The organism is Quatrionicoccus australiensis (assembly GCF_020510425.1).
In the GTDB taxonomy this organism is placed as follows: Bacteria; Pseudomonadota; Gammaproteobacteria; order Burkholderiales; family Rhodocyclaceae; genus Azonexus; species Azonexus australiensis_A.
Window position 1 is genome coordinate 40,451 of the sequence record NZ_JAHBAH010000002.1, and the last position, 22,112, is coordinate 62,562.

27 protein-coding genes are annotated in these 22,112 nt (G+C 59.1%); 18 read left to right on the forward strand and 9 right to left on the reverse strand.

The window, feature by feature from the left end; all coding sequences use genetic code 11:
- Positions 1–4: 4 nt before the first annotated feature.
- From KIG99_RS20135 to KIG99_RS20155, 5 genes are all read right to left on the reverse strand, one after another.
- Entirely contained in the window at positions 5–1,027 is a 1,023-nt protein-coding gene (locus KIG99_RS20135; protein WP_226461909.1) for an efflux RND transporter periplasmic adaptor subunit, read from the reverse strand.
- Positions 1,024–1,584 (reverse strand): hypothetical protein, encoded by a 561-nt coding sequence (locus KIG99_RS20140; protein ID WP_226461910.1) that lies wholly within the window; start codon positions 1,582–1,584, stop codon positions 1,024–1,026. Before KIG99_RS20140 ends, KIG99_RS20135 begins: the two co-directional genes overlap by 4 nt.
- Positions 1,585–1,595: 11 nt before the next feature.
- Complete coding sequence (locus tag KIG99_RS20145; RefSeq protein WP_226461911.1) at positions 1,596–2,894, reverse strand: TolC family protein; 1,299 nt, start codon at positions 2,892–2,894, stop codon at positions 1,596–1,598.
- A 132-nt stretch (positions 2,895–3,026) separates the two neighbouring features.
- Positions 3,027–3,383 (reverse strand): cation efflux protein, CzcI family, encoded by a 357-nt coding sequence (gene czcI / locus KIG99_RS20150; protein ID WP_226461912.1) that lies wholly within the window; start codon positions 3,381–3,383, stop codon positions 3,027–3,029.
- A 13-nt stretch (positions 3,384–3,396) separates the two neighbouring features.
- Positions 3,397–5,622, reverse strand: coding sequence for a heavy metal translocating P-type ATPase (locus KIG99_RS20155; protein WP_226461913.1), 2,226 nt, complete (start codon positions 5,620–5,622; stop codon positions 3,397–3,399).
- Between the two features lie 88 nt (positions 5,623–5,710).
- Between KIG99_RS20155 and KIG99_RS20160 the strand changes: the two genes are divergently transcribed.
- The 4 genes from KIG99_RS20160 to KIG99_RS20710 are packed head-to-tail and all read left to right on the forward strand — an operon-like array spanning position 5,711 to position 6,936.
- Positions 5,711–6,049, forward strand: coding sequence for a YnfA family protein (locus tag KIG99_RS20160; RefSeq protein WP_226461914.1), 339 nt, complete (start codon positions 5,711–5,713; stop codon positions 6,047–6,049).
- Between the two features lie 16 nt (positions 6,050–6,065).
- Complete coding sequence (cadR, locus tag KIG99_RS20165) at positions 6,066–6,554, forward strand: Cd(II)/Pb(II)-responsive transcriptional regulator (RefSeq protein ID WP_226461915.1); 489 nt, start codon at positions 6,066–6,068, stop codon at positions 6,552–6,554.
- 20 nt (positions 6,555–6,574) lie between these two features.
- The gene (locus tag KIG99_RS20170; RefSeq protein ID WP_226461989.1) at positions 6,575–6,802 is read left to right on the forward strand and encodes a LexA family protein; all 228 of its coding nucleotides are present in this window, start codon (positions 6,575–6,577) and stop codon (positions 6,800–6,802) included.
- Entirely contained in the window at positions 6,802–6,936 is a 135-nt protein-coding gene (locus KIG99_RS20710) for a Y-family DNA polymerase (protein WP_264180621.1), read from the forward strand. The genes KIG99_RS20170 and KIG99_RS20710 overlap by 1 nt, the downstream gene beginning before the upstream one ends.
- Positions 6,937–7,416: 480 nt before the next feature.
- Here the strand turns inward: KIG99_RS20710 and KIG99_RS20175 are convergent, their stop codons facing one another.
- Both KIG99_RS20175 and KIG99_RS20180 read right to left on the reverse strand, forming a co-directional pair.
- Positions 7,417–8,817 (reverse strand): heavy metal sensor histidine kinase, encoded by a 1,401-nt coding sequence (locus tag KIG99_RS20175; protein ID WP_205205070.1) that lies wholly within the window; start codon positions 8,815–8,817, stop codon positions 7,417–7,419.
- Positions 8,814–9,491 (reverse strand): heavy metal response regulator transcription factor, encoded by a 678-nt coding sequence (locus KIG99_RS20180; RefSeq protein ID WP_027458833.1) that lies wholly within the window; start codon positions 9,489–9,491, stop codon positions 8,814–8,816. Before KIG99_RS20180 ends, KIG99_RS20175 begins: the two co-directional genes overlap by 4 nt.
- Positions 9,492–9,708: 217 nt before the next feature.
- Here KIG99_RS20180 and KIG99_RS20185 point away from each other — a divergent pair, with 217 nt between their 5' ends.
- From KIG99_RS20185 to KIG99_RS20250, 14 genes are all read left to right on the forward strand, one after another.
- On the forward strand, positions 9,709–10,311 hold the full coding sequence (locus KIG99_RS20185) for a c-type cytochrome (protein WP_226461916.1): 603 nt from the start codon (positions 9,709–9,711) through the stop codon (positions 10,309–10,311).
- A gap of 96 nt (positions 10,312–10,407) precedes the next feature.
- The gene (locus KIG99_RS20190; RefSeq protein ID WP_205205072.1) at positions 10,408–10,848 is read left to right on the forward strand and encodes a DUF411 domain-containing protein; all 441 of its coding nucleotides are present in this window, start codon (positions 10,408–10,410) and stop codon (positions 10,846–10,848) included.
- Positions 10,849–10,869: 21 nt separating this feature from the next.
- Positions 10,870–11,214 (forward strand): copper-binding protein, encoded by a 345-nt coding sequence (locus KIG99_RS20195; RefSeq protein ID WP_027458831.1) that lies wholly within the window; start codon positions 10,870–10,872, stop codon positions 11,212–11,214.
- Positions 11,215–11,357: 143 nt separating this feature from the next.
- The gene (locus tag KIG99_RS20200) at positions 11,358–12,566 is read left to right on the forward strand and encodes a TolC family protein (protein WP_226461917.1); all 1,209 of its coding nucleotides are present in this window, start codon (positions 11,358–11,360) and stop codon (positions 12,564–12,566) included.
- Complete coding sequence (locus tag KIG99_RS20205) at positions 12,563–14,152, forward strand: efflux RND transporter periplasmic adaptor subunit (protein ID WP_226461918.1); 1,590 nt, start codon at positions 12,563–12,565, stop codon at positions 14,150–14,152. Before KIG99_RS20200 ends, KIG99_RS20205 begins: the two co-directional genes overlap by 4 nt.
- Before the next feature lie 11 nt (positions 14,153–14,163).
- Positions 14,164–17,298, forward strand: a complete 3,135-nt coding sequence (locus tag KIG99_RS20210) for an efflux RND transporter permease subunit (RefSeq protein WP_226461919.1) — start codon at positions 14,164–14,166, stop codon at positions 17,296–17,298.
- A complete protein-coding gene (locus tag KIG99_RS20215; RefSeq protein ID WP_027458827.1) occupies positions 17,295–17,684 on the forward strand; it encodes a c-type cytochrome in 390 nt (129 codons plus the stop codon). The genes KIG99_RS20210 and KIG99_RS20215 overlap by 4 nt, the downstream gene beginning before the upstream one ends.
- 56 nt (positions 17,685–17,740) lie before the next feature.
- Positions 17,741–17,998, forward strand: a complete 258-nt coding sequence (locus KIG99_RS20220; RefSeq protein WP_226461920.1) for a hypothetical protein — start codon at positions 17,741–17,743, stop codon at positions 17,996–17,998.
- Between the two features lie 145 nt (positions 17,999–18,143).
- On the forward strand, positions 18,144–18,440 hold the full coding sequence (locus tag KIG99_RS20225; protein WP_027458825.1) for a hypothetical protein: 297 nt from the start codon (positions 18,144–18,146) through the stop codon (positions 18,438–18,440).
- 5 nt (positions 18,441–18,445) lie between these two features.
- Entirely contained in the window at positions 18,446–18,703 is a 258-nt protein-coding gene (locus KIG99_RS20230; RefSeq protein WP_226461921.1) for a hypothetical protein, read from the forward strand.
- 76 nt (positions 18,704–18,779) lie between these two features.
- Positions 18,780–19,028, forward strand: coding sequence for a hypothetical protein (locus tag KIG99_RS20235; protein WP_027458824.1), 249 nt, complete (start codon positions 18,780–18,782; stop codon positions 19,026–19,028).
- 44 nt (positions 19,029–19,072) lie between these two features.
- On the forward strand, positions 19,073–19,315 hold the full coding sequence (locus KIG99_RS20240) for a hypothetical protein (RefSeq protein WP_027458823.1): 243 nt from the start codon (positions 19,073–19,075) through the stop codon (positions 19,313–19,315).
- 125 nt (positions 19,316–19,440) lie between these two features.
- Positions 19,441–19,989, forward strand: a complete 549-nt coding sequence (flgB, locus tag KIG99_RS20245) for a flagellar basal body rod protein FlgB (RefSeq protein ID WP_226461922.1) — start codon at positions 19,441–19,443, stop codon at positions 19,987–19,989.
- Positions 19,986–21,293, forward strand: coding sequence for an HD-GYP domain-containing protein (locus KIG99_RS20250; protein WP_027458814.1), 1,308 nt, complete (start codon positions 19,986–19,988; stop codon positions 21,291–21,293). The genes flgB and KIG99_RS20250 overlap by 4 nt, the downstream gene beginning before the upstream one ends.
- A 9-nt stretch (positions 21,294–21,302) precedes the next feature.
- Here the strand turns inward: KIG99_RS20250 and copK are convergent, their stop codons facing one another.
- Together copK and KIG99_RS20260 are read right to left on the reverse strand one after the other, a co-directional pair.
- A complete protein-coding gene (gene copK, locus KIG99_RS20255; RefSeq protein WP_027458813.1) occupies positions 21,303–21,581 on the reverse strand; it encodes a periplasmic Cu(I)/Cu(II)-binding protein CopK in 279 nt (92 codons plus the stop codon).
- A 113-nt stretch (positions 21,582–21,694) separates the two neighbouring features.
- Positions 21,695–22,087, reverse strand: a complete 393-nt coding sequence (locus KIG99_RS20260) for a CzcE family metal-binding protein (RefSeq protein ID WP_027458812.1) — start codon at positions 22,085–22,087, stop codon at positions 21,695–21,697.
- Between the last annotated feature and the right edge of the window lie 25 nt (positions 22,088–22,112).

Consider the following 22,112-nt stretch of genomic DNA (forward strand, 5'->3'; position numbering starts at 1 on the left):
CCGCTCAGCGTATCTGGTTAATCAGAGTGGCCGCGCGGACGGCAACCCGATCCCCGGCTTTCAGACCGCTGGTCACCGCCACGTGGGTGCCGTCCAGCGGCTCGGCGGTTACTGTGCGCGGCTCAAAGCGTTCCGGCGCCGTCTTGATCCAGACGATGCTCTGGTTCGCAGGGTTCTTCATCAGCGCCGCCATCGGCACGCGGATGCCCGGCACCGTGCTGCGCGTCTGCACGAAGACCCGAACCGGCTGGCCGACGGCCAACGCCGCCAAAGCGCCGCCTTCACCCCGGAAGGTCAGCGGCAGTGCTTGCTCGCGCAGGCTGCGGGCGACGCCAACCAGGCGCAGCGGCAGCTTCTGCTCACCGACGGCGACAAAGGCCCCGGCCACATCGCTGGCGACGGCCATGTCGAAAGCCAGCGCCTCGATCAGCATGCGTTCCGGATTGACGATCTCGAACAGGGTTTCGCGGGCTTCGAGCACCTGACCGGAGACGACGTTGGCCGAGGCGATAACGCCGCTGACCGGCGCCACCAGTTGCTCGTTGGCCACGGCGGCTTCTGCTTCCTCGATGACCTTGCGCGGCACAGTGTCGGAGAGTTCGCGTAGGCGGCGCAGGCGGCTTTCGGCCAGGGAGCGGCTGTTGCCGCCGACCTCCGGCGTGACGTAGGCGAGCACCTCGCCCTTCTTGACTGCTTGGCCGGGCAGCGGCAGACCGCGTGGTCCCGGTGTGACACGACCGGCGACGATGGCCTGCACTTTGCCGCCGGCGTTCGGGTCCATAACCACCTTGCCAGCCAGTTCATGGGTACGGGGCAGTTCGCCTAGCTCTACCAGCAGGGTACGAACACCAATCTGGCGTTGCGCCGGTTTGGGCAGGAAGACACTGCCGTCTGGCTGGCGCTTGGGGCCGCTACCGCTGGCAGCGGGCGGTGCGTCGCCGTGATCATGGCCGTCACCGGCCAGCACCAAGGTTGAGGAAAACAAGAAGGTAAGACAAAGGGCGCCAAATAACAGACGGGGCTTCATGCGGCACCTCCGAAAAGCGGTTTACGGGTAGCGCGCAGGCGGCGCAACAAAGTGGCAAGGAGCAGCAGCCCCCCACCGGCGGCACCACCCCACAGGGCGTATTCCTTCCAGCCATGGGTGTGGGTAGCCTCTTCGGCATGCGCCTCTTCGTGCATGTCGAGTTCGCCAGCCAGCAAGTCGGTTTCCTCGCCGGCAATGACGGTCGCCGCGACCGACACGACCCCTGGTTTAAGTTCCTGCACCAGCGTTGCCTCGAACTCGCCCTCGGCATGTGGTTTGACGGGGATTTTGACGCCGCCGAGTTCCAGTTCGAGCTTGGCATCCTTGACCGGACTACCGTCGGCATAGCGGTCGAGATAAAGCGTTACTTGCTTGCCATTGACGACGCCGACCAGTTCAAAGGTTTCGGACGTTGCTGTAAAACGCGGCGAGGCGGAACCAGCAGTTGCGGCAGGTGTCTCGCCATGGTCGTGCCCGTCACCGGCCCAGGCCAGTGGGGCCGCCAGAGCGATCCAGGCGGCCCATCCCAAAGTGGCCAGTGTGTTTGTTGTTCTCATGTTCGGGTTCCTCATTTTTGTTCGGGGAGCAGGCCCAGGGCCTGACGCAGAGCGGAGATCGCGGCGGCCAGCTCAATCCGGGCGCGAGCGTTTTGCCGTTCAGCTTCGACGGCTTCGAGTTCGATACGCAAGCGGGTTGGCAGATCGCTTTCGCCCAGACGGAAGGACTTCTCGAAGAACCCCCGCGACTCACGCGCCAGTTGAGCGCGCTTCTCGGCAGCCACCAGTTGCGTGCGGCTGGATTCGACGCGCACCCGCGCCGCTTCCAGATCGGCTGCCAGGCGCTCGCGTTCAAGGCGAAGTTGACCTTCGGTTTCGAGGGCTTCGGCACGGGCCAGGCCGAGTTTGGCGCGATTACGGCTATCCGAACCAAACGGGATGCGTACACCGAGTGTGACGGTCTGCTGATAGTCGTCACCGAAAGCGCCTCGCTCACGGGTGGTGGCCAACAACAGTTCGGGATTGTTCCTTGTCTGCACACTGGCCAGATCGGCGCTGCGGCGGGCGACTTCGGCTCGGTCGAACAGTTCGACGACCGCCGGGTGGGTCGCATCCAGGGCGGTGAAGTCGGCAGGCACCGCCGGCGAGGTTTCCGGTCCGTCGGCGGCTATCTGATCCGGCAGCTTGCCGATCAAGGCACGTAGTTGCTGGGTGGCTGCGGCCAGCAGGCTGGCGCTTTCCGCCAGCGTTACCTCGGCGCTGGCCGCCGCGCCATCGGCCTGATGCTGGTCCGAGCGGGCCAGGTCGCCGGCCTTGGTTCGGCGGCGGACATCTTCTGCCAGCTTTTGCGCGCTGACCAAGCGCTCGCGGGCCAACGACTGTTCGCCGCGTGCCCGCTGCCAGTTCCACCAGGCATCACGCACGGCGGCGGCAGTGCGCAGTTGGGCGGCCGTCACCCGGCTATCCACGGCTTTCGATTCGGCATCGGCCAAGGCACCCTGACGGGAGCGTTCGCCAGGCAGCCACAGGGGCAAGGCGACGCCGGCCGCGTATTCGCGGCTACCTTGATTCTTGCTCAGTTGGTCAGTCTTGCCGGACAGGTCCAGCGAAGGTGGTTGGGCCGTCCAACTGCCGGCCACCTGCCGACGCGCCTCAGCAGCATCGCGCCGCAGATCGAGGGATTGTGCCTCAGGCTGGCGCGCCCAAGCGGCAGCAAAGGCTTGCGGCAAGGTAATCGCGGCGCCAGCGGTGGCTGACGTTGATTGCGCCCAGAGGTTGCCGGTCGCTAGCGCAGCGAGCGAGTACAGTCCGGCCACGAGTACGCGGGCCGGTAAAAAGGTGGTTCGTGAAACTGATTTGCTTCGAGACATCCGATTCTCCAGTGATGAAAAGACACGGGGAATCGGCGGGGTGCGACCAGGAAGCGTCGCAATGCGTCAGGGCGGATCAGTCCACCGCAGCCGCAAGGGAGAAGCGCAGAAAAGTGCTATCCACCCCGCCGATCAGGCGAGGACGGACCAGTTGGGGCGTTCGGGGTACGCGAGAGGCGGCGCGGTCAGATTTCCCGGTAACCAGGGAATCGCAAAGGACGCGCTGCTTGAAGCCGGCAAGGAAACAATGCTGAAAATCGCCGCAGCACAACTCGCATGGCAGGCGACACAATCACCGTCGATGCCTCCGCTCAAGGTTTTGGCATCCGGTGTGCCTTCCTGGTCGGCAGCGGCCTGATGCTTGTGTTCGTGATGGCCGAAGTGCTGCGCGGCAGCCCCGGTCTCGTGCTGGCAATAGCCGGCCACCGCCGCCCAGGAGAACTGGAACGGCAGAAAAACGAGAAGAAGGATAGACAGCCAGCGACGCATGGGCCGGATTGTATCAGCGAAAATCATTTCCGGAAGTCCACCGCAAGATACGTACGCCGTTACCCACCACCAGCAGACTGGCGCCCATGTCGGCGAAGACCGCCATCCACATGGTCGCATTGCCGAAAACGGCGAGCCCGAGAAAGATCGCCTTGATGCCCAAGGCCAGCCCGATGTTTTGCCAGAGCACCGCATGGGTGCGCCGGGACAGGCGAATGGTCTCGGGAATGCGCCGCAGATCGTCGTTCATGATCACCACGTCGGCCGCTTCCATCGCCGTGTCCGTGCCCGCCGCGCCCATGGCCACGCCGATGTCGGCCCTGGCAAGCGCGGGTGCGTCGTTGATGCCGTCGCCGGTCATCGCGGTCGGGCCATAGCGACGCTGCAAATCTTCGATGGCCGCCAGTTTGTCCTCTGGGAGAAGATTGCCCCGGGCGTCGTCGATGCCGGCTTCCTTGGCAATGCTCGCGGCCGTCGCCACATTGTCGCCGGTCAGCATGATCGAGACGACACCGAGACGGTGCAGATCGGCCACTGCCTCCCGCGAACTTTCCTTGATGGTGTCCGCCACCGCAAAAATCGCCAGCACCTGCTGTGCAGACGCCAGCATGGTCACCGTCCGGCCTTGCATCTCGTGCACCTGAAGGCGCGCCTCGATTTCGGCACTGCACAGCTTGCGCTCCTCAACCAGTCGATGGTTGCCGAGAAAGAGGAGTTGGCCATCCGTGCGAGCTTCAACACCTCGTCCGGCGAGTGCGACAAAATCGGTCAAGCCGTTCTCTGGAAGCTTGAGACCGGTCGCAATCGCTTTTGAGACCGGATGGTCCGAGTGTCCGGCCAGGCTGGCCGCCCAGGCAAGCACCTGGGATTCGGGGATCGTCGAGGGAAGCAGTTCTGTGGCGACCAGACGGGGTTTGCCTTCGGTAATGGTGCCGGTCTTGTCGAGGGCTATGACCCGCAGTTTGCGGGCCTCTTCGAGATAGACACCGCCCTTGATCAGGATGCCGCGTCGAGCTGCTGCCGCCAGTCCGCTGACGACCGTTACCGGCGTGGCAAGCACCAACGCGCAGGGGCAAGCGATGACCAGCAGCACCAGGGCCTTGTAGATCGCCTGCGTCCAAGTCCAGCCGAGGAGCCAGGGTGTCAAAATGGCCACGGCAAGTGCGATGCAGAACACAGCCGGGGTGTAGATTGCGGCAAACTGATCCACGAAGCGTTGGGTTGGCGCTTGCGTCCCCTGCGCCTGTTCGACCGCGTGGATGATGCGGGCCAGCGTGGTGTTGTCGGCAGCAGCCGTCACACGGAACTCCAGAATGCCGGTTTCGTTGATCGTGCCGGCGAATACCGGGTCGCCGGCCACCTTGTCAATCGGGATGCTTTCGCCGGTGACCGGCGCCTGATTGACCGCACTGGTTCCTGCCGTCACCTGACCATCGAGCGGTATCCTGGCGCCGGGTTTGACCCGAACGCAGGCTTCCAGCTTTACCTCTGCGGCGGGTATTTCCCGCCATGTTCCATCAACCTGCCGAACTTCCGCCGTCTCCGGCGTCAAGTCAAGCAGGCCCTTGATGGCGTTACGCGCCCGATCCACGGAGCGGGCCTCGATCAGTTCGGCAATGGCATACAAGGCCATAACCATCGCCGCCTCGGGCCACTGTCCAATGAGGAAGGCACCGGTCACCGCTACGCCCATCAGCGCGTTCATGTTCAACTGCCCGCGCCGCAATGCCGCCACGCCTTTGCTATAGGTGGAAATGCCGGACAGCCAGAGGGCGGCGATGGCCAATGCCATACCGAAGCCCTTGAAAGGCAACGTGTCGGGCGCGAAGAAATCCAGCGCTTCCGCACCGACGGCCAGCCCCAGCGCCAGAATGCTTCGCCATAGCTCACTGACGCCGACGTTTTCATTTGCTGCCTGATCTGCCGACACCGCCTTGGGGCTGAACCCCGCCTGGCGGATAGCGGCCAAGGCTGCATCGAGCGCTTCGGTGGTGGCGTCTATCGAAATGGTACGCGCTGACAGTTGGAACCGCAGGGAATGGATGCCGTCGATACCGGCCACCGCCCGACGGATGTCATTCTCCTCGTTCGGGCAGTCCATGGTTGGAATCAGGTAAACGGGCACGCCATCGCTTTGAGCGGGATCGGAGGCTGTCCCGATTCCTGATGCGGAACAGCCGCCCGCACACCCGCAATGGACGGTATCCTGAAGGGGCTTCGGGTGGGAATCAAGACTCATGGCGTTCTCCTTGTTTGCTACATTAGAAACCCTGTAGTGACTATAGAGTCAAGCGATTACAATAAGAAAAACATTCGGAGCCAACGCAATGCTTGAGTTCGTCAAAGTATTGGGACTTTTCGCCTTAACCGCACTGGCCGAGATTATCGGCTGTTATCTGCCATGGCTGGTGCTGAACCAGGAGCGCTCACCCTGGCTCTTGGTTCCCGCCGCTGCTTCCCTGGGTCTGTTTGCCTGGTTGCTGACCCTGCACCCCGGTGCAGCCGGCCGAATCTACGCCGCCTACGGTGGCGTCTACGTGGCGATTGCCCTAATCTGGCTATGGCGGATCGATGGCGTTGTGCCGACCCGATGGGATCTTGTCGGCAGTGCGGTCGCACTGGCCGGTATGGCGATCATCATGCTCCAACCGGCTCGGCCCGTTTAAGTTGCAGGGTACAAAGATGAAAATCGGCGAACTAGCCCGCCTTGCCGGGACGAATGTGGAAACGATCCGCTATTACGAGCGCGATGGGCTACTGCCAGTGCCTGCCCGCAGCGAAGGCAACTACCGCATTTATGGGGAAACTCATGTCCAGCGACTGTTCTTTATTCGGCGTTGTCGTGGTCTGGACATGACGCTGGATGAGATCCGGGTCTTGCTGCACTTCAAGGAGTCACCCCTGGAAAACTGCGCGGATGTGAATCGTCTGCTTGATCGGCACATTGGGCACGTCGCCCAACGGATGCAAGAACTCCAGGAACTGGAGAGGCAACTAAAAGACCTGCGTGAGCGGTGCGGCGAGGCGCGGGAGGCTGCTCACTGCGGCATTCTTGACGGCTTGTCTCAAGCGTTTGCACCTGGCGGCAAGACGGCATCCCATGTTCAGGGAACGCATCGGCATGGCGCAAACCGCAGCTTGGCGAAAGGTAATCAAGGCAACCAAGTTTGATGGCATTAGCTTAGCGTACGATTTATTCCGTTTTCTGTGATGTCCCCGACAAGAGCGTCGAAACCCAGCATGGCCATATTGTGGTCGCCTTCGTGAACGGCGAGCGTCTGGTGAAGCGCCTTTACTGCCGCAACGGCAAGGTCGCGCTCGTCGCAGAAAACCCGAAGTACCCTCCCCTCGTCGTCAAGGAAGGCGTCGAACTGACCGTCTGGGGCGTCGTGGTCGGCAAGTTCAAGCGAATGGCCTGATGCCGGTCTTCGCGCTGGTCGACTGCAACAACTTCTACGCGTCCTGCGAAAAGCTGTTCGATCCGAAGCTGGCCAATACCCCGGTCGTCGTCCTCTCGAACAACGATGGCTTTAATCAGCCCTTTTTCACATAGTTGTTTAGGTGAGTGAGTGAGTGGCCCATAAAAACGGCCATTCTGGCCATCCTAACAAATATGTATTATGTATTCCGTAGTTGTGCTGACGGCCATTCCGAAGCCTGGCCAAAGATGACGAACTAAGCCCGCTTCGTGCCCTCAAGAGACATTCACCGTATTGGTGATCCAGGGGCAGGTTACTGAGCGGAGCAGTCATACAAACCGAAGGACGACTGAGTGCTCCTCGGCCTGAGTTGCCATTCGACACTCTGGCTGAAATTGTCGGCAATGCGGCGGTAAGCGACCCTTTGACCTTACTACAGAGGCAAGGTCAAGCGAAGAAACTGGCTAAAAATGTTTCGCCGAAGCCCTTAGCCTTCCCTCGATGATGGGTTTTGAACACCCACAAGAGATTCAAATGGCCCCCTCGTCTGTTTCTAGCCCTGTAGTTGAGTTAGAACTTGGTATTGGCGGGATCGATTTACAAAAAGCGGCCCCCTACTGATGGGCACAGGGTAAAGAAAGTGTGAAGCGCGTTTTTCCACCTTCCGAGTTGACGCCAACATCCCCGCCATGAGCCAACACAATAGATTGGGTTATCGCCAGCCCTAAGCCTGAATTTTCGGTCGTGCGCAGGCGCGAACTGTCGACACGGTAGAAACGATCAAACAGGCGGGGCAAATGTTCGGTAGGGATATCGCTCCCTGTGTTCTCGACGGAGACCAAAATCCTACCTTCACGGTTATTGTCGACTCGAACGGTAACCTTGCCCTCGTTCGGCGTGTGGCGCAGCGCGTTGGATAGCAGATTGCTAACCGCCCTGCGCAACATCAATCGGTCGCCGACGATTTGGCCGTTACCTGTGAGCGACAAGGCTATCGATTTCTCTTCGGCAAGCACGCCGTAATACTCCAGCAAATCGCCAATTTCCTCGGCAAGGTCTATCGGCTCCTGATTGGGGATGATCTGGTTGTTGTCGGCCTTGGCCAGGAAAAGCATGTCGGAAATGGTTCGCGACAAGCGTTCGAATTCTTCCGTGTTCGACGCCAGGGTGTCCCGGTAGTCTTCTGCGGAGCGTGCTTTCGAGAGCGTGACCTGTGTCTGGGTCAACAGATTGCTGACCGGCGTTCGCAACTCATGAGCCAAGTCCGATGAAAAATCCGACAGGCGCTGAAAGGACTCTTCCAAGCGCGAAAGCATGCCATTCAATGTGTCGGCCAGATCCGCCAATTCGCGGGGGATGGCTTCGACCGGCAAGCGGGTATGCAGGCGATTGGCGGTGATCTCAGCCGCCTGCCGCTTAATGGCCAGTAAAGGCAACAGGCCGCGCCGGACGACAAACCAGCCGAGCAATCCCATCGCCAGAGTCGCCAGGCTCATGAACCCCCACAAAGTCTGCCGGAAGGAAGTCATGAAGTGCTCGTGATGGGTGATTTCGGTGGCAATTGCCACGGTGTAACTAACGCCACCATCGGTGCCTTTGACCATCGAGGAAACTCCCCGCCATGGCTGGCCGTCGTTGCTGTTCCATTTGACGGGTTGCTCGCGCCTTGGTGTCGCGCCAATGCTTAGTAGATCCTGCGGAAACACCATCGCTTCGTTGGCATACAGCATTTCGCCATTCTGGTCATAGACGGCAACGATCAACCCGTGATGCCCCGTCAGCGCATCGTCCAATTGCTGGGTCAGTGTCTCTTTCGGCTGACTATCTGGTTTTCGTTCCAAGATATGCCTTGCCAACTGCATTTTGCCGGTCAGCACATCCAAATCCTGCTCTTCGAAGTGGCGCTCAACCGCATTGCCGATAAGCAGGCCGAGCAGGAACAGCACAAAGGCCGAGGCCAGCGCGAACAGCAGAGTCAGCCGGAGTGTCAGTGAGGGGCCGCGGATTGGGGTCAATCGGTAATCTCCAAAACATAGCCCATGCCGCGCACGGTCTGAATCAATTTGGGTTCGTACCCCTCATCAATCTTGACCCGAAGGCGTTTGATGGCGACCTCAATGACGTTCGTGTCGCTGTCGAAATTCATGTCCCAAACCTGGGAGGCAATCAGCGACCGAGGCAGCACTTCGCCCTGGCGGCGTAACAGCAGTTCAAGCAGCGCGAACTCCTTGGCGGTCAGATCGATGCGTTTGCCGGCGCGATTGACCCGGCGGCGCAGCAGGTCGAGTTCGAGGTCGGCGGCGCGCAGGAACTCGGACTCCTTCGCCTTGCCGCCCCGCCGCAGCAGGGTCCGGACTCGCGCCAACAGTTCGGAGAAGGCAAAGGGCTTCACCAGGTAGTCGTCGGCGCCCAACTCCAGTCCCTTGACCCGGTCCTCGACCTGGTCGCGTGCCGTCAGAAACAGTACCGGCATTTCCTTGCCGGCTCGGCGAATACCTTGCAACACCTGCCAGCCGTCGATGCCCGGGAGCATGACGTCGAGGATCGCCAGATCATAGGCCTCGGTCAGCGCCAGATGCAGCCCGTCGAGGCCATTGACGGCCAAATCCACGACGAAGCCCGCCTCGACCAACCCCTGCTTGAGGTAAGAGCCGGTTTTGGTTTCGTCTTCCACCACAAGAATTTTCATCGTTCTCTCCACCAATCATTGGCTATTGATGGCGCATTTTCCGTCGCTTTTAAAGGCCGATTGCCTAGATTACGGAAATGTAATCCGCAAGTCAGCAAGATGTTGGTTTGGTAAAGACAAAATAGCAATTTCGGAGCAAGACCAATTGGACTCCGCATACCCTTACTGAGAAAAAACTATGTGCAGATTTATTTGGGGTGCTCTGGCAACTATCGGCTTGGGCGCGGCAACGGCGGGGATCGTCGTCGTGGCAGGCGTCGTCGATGTCGGCGCCGATACCCCCCACAGTTCATTCACCTACCAGGCGCTGACGTTTGCCCGCGAAAGAGCCATTGCCAGCCGTACGGGTGAAATCCAGACCCCGGCTGATCTTGCCGATCCCGAGCGCGTGCGACGCGGGGCCGGCAACTATGCGGCAATGTGCGTCAATTGCCATTTGTCTCCGGAAGCGCCAGATTCGGAGATTCGCAAGGGGTTGTATCCGACTCCCCCCAATCTTTCCGAAAAACCGGCGGCGCCATCGTCACGTGACGCTGCCCGCGATTTCTGGATCATTAAGCACGGCATCAAGGCTTCCGGTATGCCGGCCTGGTCGAAGGGCGGCATGGAGGATGAGGCCATTTGGGACCTGACGGCCTTCCTGCAAAAGATGCCTTTGCTGTCGGCGACCGCCTACGAGCAACTGGTGGCAGCCAGTGACGGTCATTCCCATGGCGGACTGGAAGGCCACGAAGAGGCACCAGCAGCCCCGGTCGAGGAAAAGCCGGTGGCCAAGGGCAAAAATGCGCACAGCCATGACCACGGAGCGCACAAACATTAACCCCATAAAGATTACAAAAATGTAATCCGACGGACAGCAAATTGTTGGCGTCGGCTATCCATACTGACGCCACTCGACTGACACAGGAGCTTCGCCATGCGTAACCCCTTTCTTGTTCTTGCTTTGAGCTCCGTCCTCGGCGCCGGCCTTTCCACTGCCGTGGCGGCCGGCGAAATGGTGGATGTTTACAAGAGCCCGAATTGCGGTTGCTGCGGCAAGTGGGTCGATCATCTGAAAAATGCGGGCTTCGAGGTCCGCTCGCACAACGTCATGGACGTCCCGGCGGCCCGCAAACAATTGGGGATGCCCGATCGGCTGGGCTCCTGCCACACCGCCAAGGTGGCCGGCTATGTGGTCGAAGGCCATGTGCCGGTTGCCGACATCCAGCGTCTGCTCAAGGAAAAACCGAAAGCCCTCGGCATCGCGGTGCCGTCGATGCCGCCAGGATCGCCGGGCATGGAAAGCCCGAGACCCGTCCCCTACAACACGATGCTGGTCCAGGCCGGTGGCGAAACCAGCATCTTTGCCAAACATTGATCCCCCAAACAGGAGAAACTCATGAAAGCACTTATCACCGCCTCACTGATCGCCTTTTCCACCCTCGGCGCCGTTTCTGCCCAAGCTGCAAGCGACCATGCCGGGCATGCCATGGCCTCGCCGAGCGCCGCGTCTGCTGAAATGCAGATGATCGACGCTCAGGTCAAGAAAGTGGACAAGGCAGCCGGCAAAGTAACCTTGTCGCATGGCCCACTGACCAACCTGAACATGCCGGCGATGACCATGGTACTCAAGGTTTCCAATGTCGCCTGGTTGGACCAGATGAAAACCGGCGATAAGATTCGCTTCATGGCCGAAAACGTGAATGGTGCCATCACCGTCGTCCATTTCGAACCCGCCAAATAACCCAATCGACTGACGGCGAGACGGTGCTTACCTCTCGCTGTCAGCATGCTTCATAAAAACAAATATTGCAGGGAGGTCGCATGCGCCGACTCAGGCCGTTACCCATTTTGATCCTGGCGCTTGCCACCGCCTTTGGGTCGCCCGTGCTTGCCCAAGACGCCGCCCTTGGTGCGAACGTGGACAGCCTGATCAATTATGCCAAGACACGCAATCCGGAGTACGCCGCGATGCAGGCCGAGGCCGAAGCGTCAGGCGAGCGGGTGACGCCGGCCGGTGCCTTGCCCGACCCGAAGTTTCGGACCGAGTTGCGTGACATAACGCGGATGGGCGAACAGAGTGCCACGCTAGCCCCAAATCGCGTCGGCAGCACCCGTTACTTGCTGATGCAGGACATACCCTGGTTCGGCAAGCGTGACCTGAAGCGCGAAATCGCCGAGCTTGAAGCCGACGGCGCCAAGGGACGTGCGTTGGGCACCTGGGCCGATGTTGCCGGGCGGATCAAAGTCAATTTCGCCCAACTTTATTACGTGCACCGCAACAAACAACTGACTCGGGAAATTCTCGACCTGATGACCCGCCTGGAGAAAGTCGCCCAGGTGCGCTACGCCGGCGGCCTGGCGGCGCAGCAGGATGTCATCCGCGCCCAGGTCGAGCAGACCAACATGCGCAACGAATTGATTGCGCTGGAGACCGAACAGCACCACCTGCATGCCCGGCTGAACGCCTTGCTGGCCCGCCCAAGCAATGCGTCCTTGCAGGAACCAGCGCAGTTGCGCAAACTGCCGGCTCCCGTGGCGCTGGATTACGCCACGCTGGAAGAGCGCGTGCGAACCCGCAACCCACAACTGTTCGCCGATGAATCGAAAATCAAAGCCGCCGAGAAATCCCGCGACCTGACCTACAAAAACCGCTATCCCGACTTTACGCTGGGGGTCTCCCCCATCCAGTACCAGAGCGCCATCAAGGAATGGGAGTTGATGGTCGAACTGAATATCCCACTGCAACAGTCTTCGCGGCGGGCACAGGAGCGAGAATCGGAATCGATGCTCAATGCCGCGCGCTCGCGCAAGGAAGCCACCACCAACCAAGTCTTTGCCGAACTGGCCGAGGCTCTGGCCGGCATCGAAGCCGCCCGTCGCACGGAAAACCTGCTGACCAACAGCCTACTGCCACAGGCCGAACTGACCTTCAAGGCGGCACTGGCCGGCTACGAGACTGGCAAGGTCGATTTCGCCACCTTGCTCGATGCCCAGCGCCAAATCCGGCAGGCCAGACAAAACCAGCTTAAGGCCCAAGTCGACGCCCAGATGCGTCTGGCCGAAATCGAACGTCTTTTAGGGGAAGATCTATGAACAATGGTGCAGGACTGACCATCGGCGTTATTGCCGTTGCCGTGGCAGCCGGGAGTGGTTACTGGCTGGGCGGACGTGGCGGCGCTTCCCATGGCGATGCGGTGCCGGTCGCCAGCGCTCCGGCCGAGCCGGCCAAGAAAGAGAAAAAACTGCTTTTCTACCGTAATCCGATGGGGTTGCCCGACACCTCGCCGGTGCCCAAGAAAGACCCGATGGGGATGGATTACATCGCGGTCTATGAGGGAGAGCAGGATGAGGAGCCGGCATCGGCCAACCAGATCAAGATCAGCACCGAGAAGGTGCAGAAACTGGGTGTGAGGACCGAAGTCGCCCAATTGCGCGTCCTTGACAAGGTGGTCCGCGCCGCCGGTCGGATCGAGCCGGACGAGCGTCGCATCTACGCGATTTCCCCCAAGTTCGAGGGCTACGTCGAACGCCTGCACGTCAATGTCACGGGCCAGCCGGTCAGCAAGGGGCAGCCGCTGTTTGAGGTGTATAGCCCGGAACTGGTTTCCGCCCAGCGCGAATACGCGATTGCCGCCCAAGGCGTCGAGTCGCTGAAGGAAGCCGGCGGCCAAGCGCGGGACGGCATGAAGCAACTGGCCGATTCAAGCCTGTTGCGTCTGAAGAACTGGGATATTTCGGAGGAGCAGGTCAAGGCGCTGGCCAAATCCGGCGAAGCACGGCGCACGCTGACTTTCCGCTCACCGGTCGCCGGCATTGTCACCGAAAAGAAAGCCCTGCAGGGCATGCGTTTCATGCCGGGCGAGGCGCTTTATCAGGTGGCCGACCTGTCGGCGGTCTGGGTGGTGGCTGACGTCTTCGAGCAGGACATCGGTCAGGTCAAGACCGGTGCCAAAGCCAAGGTCAGGATCAATGCCTACCCGGACAAAGTGTTCGAAGGGACGATCACCTACGTCTATCCGACCCTGAAGGCCGAGACGCGGACGGTACCCGTGCGAGTCGAACTGCCCAATCCCAGTCAGTTGCTGAAACCGGCCATGTTCGCCCAGGTCGAGTTGCCGGTCGGGGCCAAAGGAGAGGTCGTCACCGTACCGACCTCGGCCGTGATTGACAGCGGCACCCGCCGCATCGTGCTGGTCCAGGCCAAGGAAGGCCGTTTCGAGCCACGCGAGGTTAAATTGGGGCAACGCAGTGACAACCATGTTGAGGTGCTCGAAGGGATCAAGGATGGCGAGCCCGTGGTGGTTGCCGCTAACTTCCTGATTGACGCCGAAAGTAACCTGAAGGCGGCGGTCGGCGGTTTCGGCCATGCCAGCCATGGCAGCCAACCGAAGCCGGAGTCAGCCAAGTCGGCAGCTGTTGGGCATCAGGCCGAGGGCACGGTGGAGGGTTTCGACACCAAGGCAGGTCTGCTGACGCTCAATCACGGGCCGGTCGCCAGCCTCAAATGGCCGGGCATGACCATGGAGTTCCAGGTCGCGACGCCGGCGCTGTTGAGCGGACTCAAACCGGGTGCGACGGTGGCCTTCGAGTTTGTCGAGCGCAAACCCGGTGAATGGGTCGTCACCAGCATCAAACCGATGGCTGGCAAAGTGGCGGCCAATCCCCACGCAGGCCACTGACAGGGGATACCATGCTCGCCAAAATCATCGAATGGTCGGGACGCAACCGCTTCCTCGTCCTCCTGGCTACACTTTTCGTCATTGTCGGCGGTGTCGTTGCGGTCATGAAAACGCCGCTCGACGCCTTGCCTGATCTCTCAGACGTACAGGTCATTGTCTACACCGAATATCCCGGGCAGGCACCGCAAGTAGTTGAGGATCAGGTGACCTATCCGCTGACAACGGCCATGTTGTCGGTACCGAAGTCCAAGGTCGTGCGCGGCTTCTCCTTCTTCGGCGCGTCCTTCGTCTACATCATCTTTGAAGACGGTACGGACATTTATTGGGCGCGGTCCCGTGTGCTGGAATACCTCAACTTTGCCGCCGGCCGCATGCCCAAGGGCGTCACACCGCAAATCGGTCCGGACGCCACGGGCGTCGGTTGGGTCTATCAATACGCGCTGCTCGCCAAGGACAAGACGCTGGCCGAACTGCGGACGCTGCAGGACTGGTATCTGCGCTACCAACTGACCAAGGCGCATGGCGTCGCCGAAGTGGCTTCGATTGGCGGCTTTGTCCAGACCTACCAGGTCACGGTTGATCCGGTGAAGTTGCGCGCCTACGGCATTCCGCTGGCGGCGGTTTCAAAAGTCATTCGGGAGTCGAACCGCGATGTCGGTGGTCGTGTCGTCGAGATGGCGGAAACTGAATACATGGTACGTGGCAAGGGCTATCTGCGGGGCACGGTTGATATTGAAAACCTGGTGGTCAAGTCACAAGGGGGAACGCCCGTCCTGGTCCGTGACATTGCCCGCGTCGAACTGGCGCCGGACGAACGGCGTGGCCTCACCGAATTGAATGGTGAAGGCGAAGTGGTATCCGGTATCGCCATGGCGCGCTACGGGCAGAACGCGCTGGAAGTCATCCATAACCTGAAGGAAAAGATCGGCGAGATTTCTGCAGGCCTGCCGGAGGGTGTGACGATCCAGACGGTCTATGATCGTTCGGAACTGATTCACCGTGCGATTGACACCTTGACGCGCACCTTGGCGGAAGAAAGTCTTATTGTCGCACTGGTCTGCGTCGTCTTCCTGATGCACATGCGCAGTGCCTTGGTGGCCATCCTGATGCTGCCGGTCGGGGTGCTGATTGCCTTTATTTCGATGCGCTTGCTGGGGATGAACTCGAATCTGATGAGCCTGGGCGGTATCGCCATCGCCATTGGGGCGATGATCGATGCGGCCATTGTGATGATCGAAAACGCCCATAAGCACATCGAGCGTTTGCCGGAGGACCATACCCACGGGGATCGCATCGAGGCAATGATTGCTGCCTGCAAAGAGGTCGGCCCCGCGCTGTTCTTCTCGCTGCTCATCATCACCGTTTCCTTCCTGCCCGTCTTTACGCTGGAATCCCAGGAAGGACGTCTGTTCTCGCCCTTGGCCTACACCAAGACCTTCTCGATGGCGGGCGCGGCTTTGCTTTCGGTGACCTTGGTGCCGGTGCTGATGATGCTGTTCATTCGCGGCAAAATCATGCCGGAATCGAAGAACCCGGTGAATCGTTTCCTGATCTGGGCTTATCGTCCGATCATCGCCGGCGTCATGCAATGGAAAAAGACCACCATTGTTGCTGCGCTGCTTGCTCTGGTGGTCTCGATTTACCCGGCCAGCAAACTGGGTTCCGAGTTCATGCCGACGCTGAATGAAGGCACGTTGTTCTACATGCCGGCCTCCTTGCCCGGAATGTCGATCACCAAAGCAGCGGAACTGTTGCAGACCCAAAACAAAATCATCAAGAGTTTCCCGGAAGTCTCCTCGGTTTATGGCAAGGCAGGACGTGCCAACACGGCAACGGACCCGGCGCCGACGGAGATGTTCGAGACGGTGATCAATCTGAAGCCGGAATCCGAATGGCGCCCTGGATTGACGACCGACAAGCTGATCGCCGAAATGGACAAGGCCTTGCAGTTCCCGGGCGTATCGAACGCTTGGACGATGCCGATCAAGGCGCGCATCGACATGCTGTCGACCGGCATCCGGACGCCAATCGGGATCAAGGTGTTCGGCAAGGATCTCAACGAGATGGAACGACTGGCCCGCGAAATCGAGACGGTCGTCAAGGCAGTTCCAGGCACTACCTCGGCTTTCGCGGAACGGATTACCGGCGGTTTTTACCTGAATATCGAACCGGACCGCACGCAGTTGGCCCGCTACGGGTTGGCGGTCGGCGATTTGCAGGATGTCATCGGCCAGGCCTTGGGCGGCGAGATGGTCACCACGACCGTCGAGGGGCGCGAACGGTTTGGCGTCACCGTGCGCTATCCGCGTGAACTTCGTTCCGATCCGCAGCAGATTGCCCGTGAGGTGCTGGTGCCGACCATGGAGGGGGCAATGATTCCGCTCGGCCAATTGGCCCGCGTCGAGGTGGCCAAGGGAACGCCCGGCATCCGGACTGAAAACGCGTTGCTTTCCGCTTATATCTTCGTGGACATTCGCGAACGCGACATCGGTGGCTATGTCGCGGATGCCAAGAAGGCAGTGGCAGAAAACGTCAAATTCCCACCGGGTTACTACGCGACCTGGAGCGGCCAGTTCGAATCCATGGAGCGTGCGATCGAGAAAATGAAGATCGTCGTCCCGGTGACGCTGTTGATCATCTTTCTGCTGCTTTACCTGAACTTCAAACGTCTGACAGAGACCTTGATTGTCATGCTGTCGGTGCCGTTTGCGCTGGTCGGCGGGGTCTGGTTGATGTGGTTGCTCGGTTACAACCTGTCCGTTGCCGTCGCCGTGGGCTTCATCGCCCTAGCCGGGGTTGCAGCGGAAACCGGGGTGATCATGCTGATTTACCTTGATCATGCCTGGGAAGCGCTGAAGGCCAAGCGCCGGACGGAAAACCAAGCGCCAACCCTGCACGATCTCTACGAGGCCATCATGGAAGGCGCCGTGGAGCGGGTTCGCCCGAAGATGATGACGGTGGTGGCGATCATGGCCGGCCTGTTGCCGATCATGTGGGGTACCGGTACCGGCTCAGAAGTCATGAGTCGCATTGCGGCGCCGATGGTTGGCGGGATGATTTCCTCGACGGTGCTGACGCTCGCAGTCATCCCCGCCATCTACGCCCTGGTCAAGCAGTGGCGAATGAAACGGGGGATGGAGCAATGAGACACAAGCTTTCGCATTGGATTCCTGTGGCTCTTGTTGTGGCCATGCTGCCAAGCCTTGCCCAGGCTCAAGGCTGGAGCATTCCCAAACCCAGTCCCGGCCTAATGCCCAATCCCGGCACGGGCAAGGCGCTGTTCGCCAATCACTGTGCGGGCTGTCATGGCGGCGACTTGAAGGGATCGGAAAAGGGACCGCCCCTGCTGCACAAGATCTATGAGCCGTCACATCATGCCGATGCGGCGTTCCAGTTGGCCGTGGCCAACGGTGTGCGGGCCCATCACTGGAAGTTTGGCGACATGGCTCCGGTGAAAGGGGTGACGCCGGACGACGTCGCCCACGTCACCGCCTATGTGCGGGCTGAGCAGCGGAAGGTTGGCATCCAATAGCGGATGCTTCAAACAAAGCACTATCAGGGGGGAAACTGTCCAAAGAAGACGATTCAATGCGACCGTTTGAGGATGCCGTTGCCATTCTTGTGGTGCTCACCACCGATCTGAGAGACCATCATCGCGATGCCTTCGATGCGGCAATGCCGGATCTGTTGCGGCTTACGCGAGGCAAGGCATCCGCGCTGGCTTATGTGCGTCGGATTGTCGCTGTCGAACTGAACTCCCCCCATAACCCACAGTGGCAGGTTTCCGCAGGCGAATTCGAGCGGAGGCAACAGGTCTTTCTGGGGCTAAGTGCCCAGACTCAATAGATAATCGCTCCCAGTGAACAGCACGGCAACAAGCTGACGAAACAGTGACCGAGTTGTAATGTTCCCGTTATGGGTGCGACAGCTACCCACAGGCAAACTCCCCCTACGAGGCAATGGGCCTTGATCGTGCCGCAGGGAGAAAATCATGTCCGCACACAATTCGTTCGCAATTTTCAACACATCCCCCGACTTCCATTTGGTTTCCCAGTTGGTTGGCGTGAATCTCGATTGTTTGGAAAAGATGGTTTCCACGCAGTTTTCCCCGCTCAAGGAACTCCTTGAGCAAACTTCATCGCTGTCTCTGGATGATCCTGGGCAAAGCGGGGCATGGTGGGCTGCAGTCGGCAATTTATCCATCGAGTATTGGAAGGCATACACCCTCGACAGCATGGAGTACCAGCACCGGGTTTTGCAGGTACTAGCCCAACATTCGACAAAGTGAACTCGATGATGAGTTCGTCGGGGTCGGTGCGCTGGCAAGACTCTTCCGGCAAGGTCATTGCCTGTACGGAAAAAATCAAGGTACTCAATGAGAACCTGGATGAACTTCGCCAGATGGCCCAGGATGCACTGGAGGACGGAATTTTGATGGGGTGTTGCGAACGGCAATTGCGTGATGCGCTTGCCGACGCAATCGGGTATTTGGTGAATCCGTATTTGGCCACACTTCCTGACAACAATGTAATCAACAAGTCATCCTATTGACAGTGACAGAAGCACAAACTGAATCTGTCCATTCGATTCGGACCGTTGAAATCCCCAAAACTCAGGAGTCAAGATCATGAAAGTTTCCTCCCTCATTGCCGCCGTTCTGTTTGCTGGCACCACGATGACCGGCGTCGTCTTCGCCGACGAAAAGGCCGCTGCGCCGAAGGCTGCCGAAGGACAGGCTGACAAGGCTGCTTCCAAGCCACATTCCCATGTCCAGGAAAAAACCGGAATGCCGCAAAGCATGCCGGATGCAAAGGCTGACAAGCCGAACGCAGCCAAGGACAAGAGCAAACATTTCCATCCGCGAGATGGAAAGTAACTGCCCAGTAAAGGCCTCGGAATCGAGGCCTCGGCATTTCAGTCATGGATATCCACAAACCGGCAGAGCACGGCGATCGATGTGTATGTCGCACGCTGGCGCTTGCGGTCGGCAGTGACCCGAAGCTGCTGACCTACAACTATTGTCGAACGGTGCTTCAGAAACGCTGGATCATCGAATGCAATCATGGATGCCTGGCAAAGCCGGCCGTAGCAAACAGCGATCTGAAATGGCATGGCGTCGGCCAGATTGATCCGGTGAAGGCCATCCTGATCATGAACGAGTAATCAGTGTCATGGCTGGAGCCCCTCCTATCCCACCGGCAATTCCCCCATCTACTTCTGTTCAAGGAGGGCACGAGGGACATAGTGCGTCCTCGGGGGGGGCCAACAACGGAGGGTTTTCCGAGGCCTTGAATCAGGCGATTGTTCAGCAGGCAAACAACCCAGTGGTCAGTCATGGCAATCATGGCGGACAAGGTGCCGGGGTAGTTGGGCACACTGGGCATTCTTCCGGAATGGCCTCCAGCACGGCGTCAGCCCATCCCAATCACTTCACAGTTGGACAAGGCGGTCATGCCGGTCACAATTTTCAGCAGAAAATGCTGGGTGTTCGTGTCTATCGGCAGCAACTCCTGGCCTCGAACATCGCCAATGCCGATACTCCAGGTTATAAGGCCGTTGATATTGACATTGAAGAGGCTGCCAAAATCGTTCAAGGTGCCTCCTCATCGTTGCCATTGACGAGCACGGCTACCGGACATCTCTCGGGCACCGGGCAAACATCACCATTCCCACTAAAGTATCACGTACCTTACCAAGCGGCTACTGATGGCAACACGGTGGAAATGGATGTCGAACGACAGAAAATGGCTGAAAATTCGTTAATGCACCAATTCTCACTCGATCGCGTCAGCGGCCACTTCAAGCACTTCATGGAACTGCTACAGAATCTGAAATGAACGCTATTCAACTGCCCCAGACACACCGGCAATTGCGCCGCATGTTGGCGCGGCGCCTCGGTATAGGTGCGCTCCTGGTTGGCAGTCTCGCGGGAGGTCTTGCCTACTGGGTCGAATCGTATCGCGTAGAGCAGCGCACCCTTGAACGCGCCATAGCGGGGGTCAGGCATTTCGAGTCGCCCGCCATGCAAATGGCGGTCGGCGGGGATAAAGGAGATAGCCATTCCGCGATTTCGCAGTTGCTGACCGATGAGTTTGTCGGGATTCGAGTTTTTTCGCCCAATACGGAGATGGTGTTTGATGCTTGGCGGTCACTCCCCGAGTCGCTGAAAGAGATCGCCCGACAACAGCGCCATCCATGGCCGCCAGCTCCAGGCAGCCATAGCAAACGATTTTCGGTGGCTGGCGAAGAACTGGTTCAGGTCATTCTGCCGATGACCACCAGTGATGGCCGTCTTGCAGGCTATGTCGAGGGAATCAGCCTGGTGTCCCGCTCGGCACTGCAAGAGAGAGAACAACAGATTCGCGGGGCTGCGCTGACGGCCTCGATATCAGTATTCGCGGCAGCGCTGTTGCTTTACCCGTTAATGTCGGGATTGCTGGGCCAAACGGTGGCATTGTCGTCTCGACTCCTGGAATCCAATCTTTCGCTGCTGCGCTCCCTTGGAAACGCCATCGCCAAGCGTGACGCAGATACCGACGCCCATAACTACCGGGTTACCTGCTATGCGGTCTCACTTGCCGAAGCACTGGGTGTTGGCAAGGAAACCATTGCCGAACTGGTGCTGGGCGCCTTTCTGCACGACGTTGGAAAAATCGGCATTCCGGATCAGATTCTGTTGAAACCGGGACGGCTGACCAGCGAAGAATTTCAGGTCATGAAGACCCACGCCATGCTCGGCATCGAGATCGTCGCCGGCAATCCCTGGCTGGCTGGCGCAGAGAAGACCATCCGGCATCATCACGAACGCTTCGACGGGAAAGGGTATCCGGATGGGCTCATTGGCGAGGCAATACCGTTGGCCGCACGGATTTTTGCCCTGGTCGACGTGTTCGACGCATTGACCTCTGTTCGCCCGTATAAACCAGCCTTGTCATTGGAAGAGACGTTGAGCATCATGGAACGGGAAGATGACCAGCATTTCGATCCAAAGATTCATGCCGTTTTCCGGCAGGTTGCTCCGGTGCTATACGCACAAGGCCAATCCAGAGATCATGCCCAATGGAGTCAGGAATTGAAGGCGATGCTTGAACGGTACTTCAAAATGAAAACGGCTCCCAAAGGAGCCGCCGAATTCGAGTGATGCGGGAAATTAACCGCGATGGTATTTGTGCAGCAATTCGTCAACACGCCAGATTTCGTTTCCGTTCATGATGATTTTTTTGCCGTCCTTGGTTTCCATCACATGGCCAGATTCCATATAGGTTGCGCGACCATATTTGTCTTCCATACCCATCTTGCCGTCTTTGAAAATATAAACAGTCGAACCGTCCTTCAACTCAATGGACTTCTCGACTTGAGAAGCATCAACTGCGTAGGCGGTAACACCCAGGGAACTCAGGGCCACGATTGCGAGCATCTTCTTGAACATTTTCATCTCCTCATGAATAGGTGCTGTTGTACTGCGATATCAATATTAAGGATTCGATCCTGACAATTTGCCAACGGCTGGGTGACAATTGCATCACCTAGCCGTCAGGTTGATCAGCCGCCCTGATAGGCAGGGTTTTCGGTCACGTAGACGGTGATGCCGTCGGCTCCCGATATGATCTTGGAAAGTGGAAACGGCGCGGTCCCCAGCGTGTCGAAGGTCCAGACGACGCTCTTGCCAGCGACGTTGATCTTGATGGTCTCCAGACGCGTGACGTTCAGATATTTGCTACCGCTGGACAGAGTGACCTCTCGGTCGGCGTTTTTCGTGGCCGTGTAACCAAACGAAGCCAGTTGATTTGCCGTCGGTGCGCTCTTGGTTTCTGAAACGTGGCTCAGCCAATGGTTGGTGCCGGCCTCGGAATAATCCTCGTGAGCGTAGCTCGTTCCAGCTGCAGCGAGGCTGATCGCAGCGATCAGGGCTAATTGGGAAAATTTCGTTTTCATGGTTCTCTCCTTGTGACATCGGGTT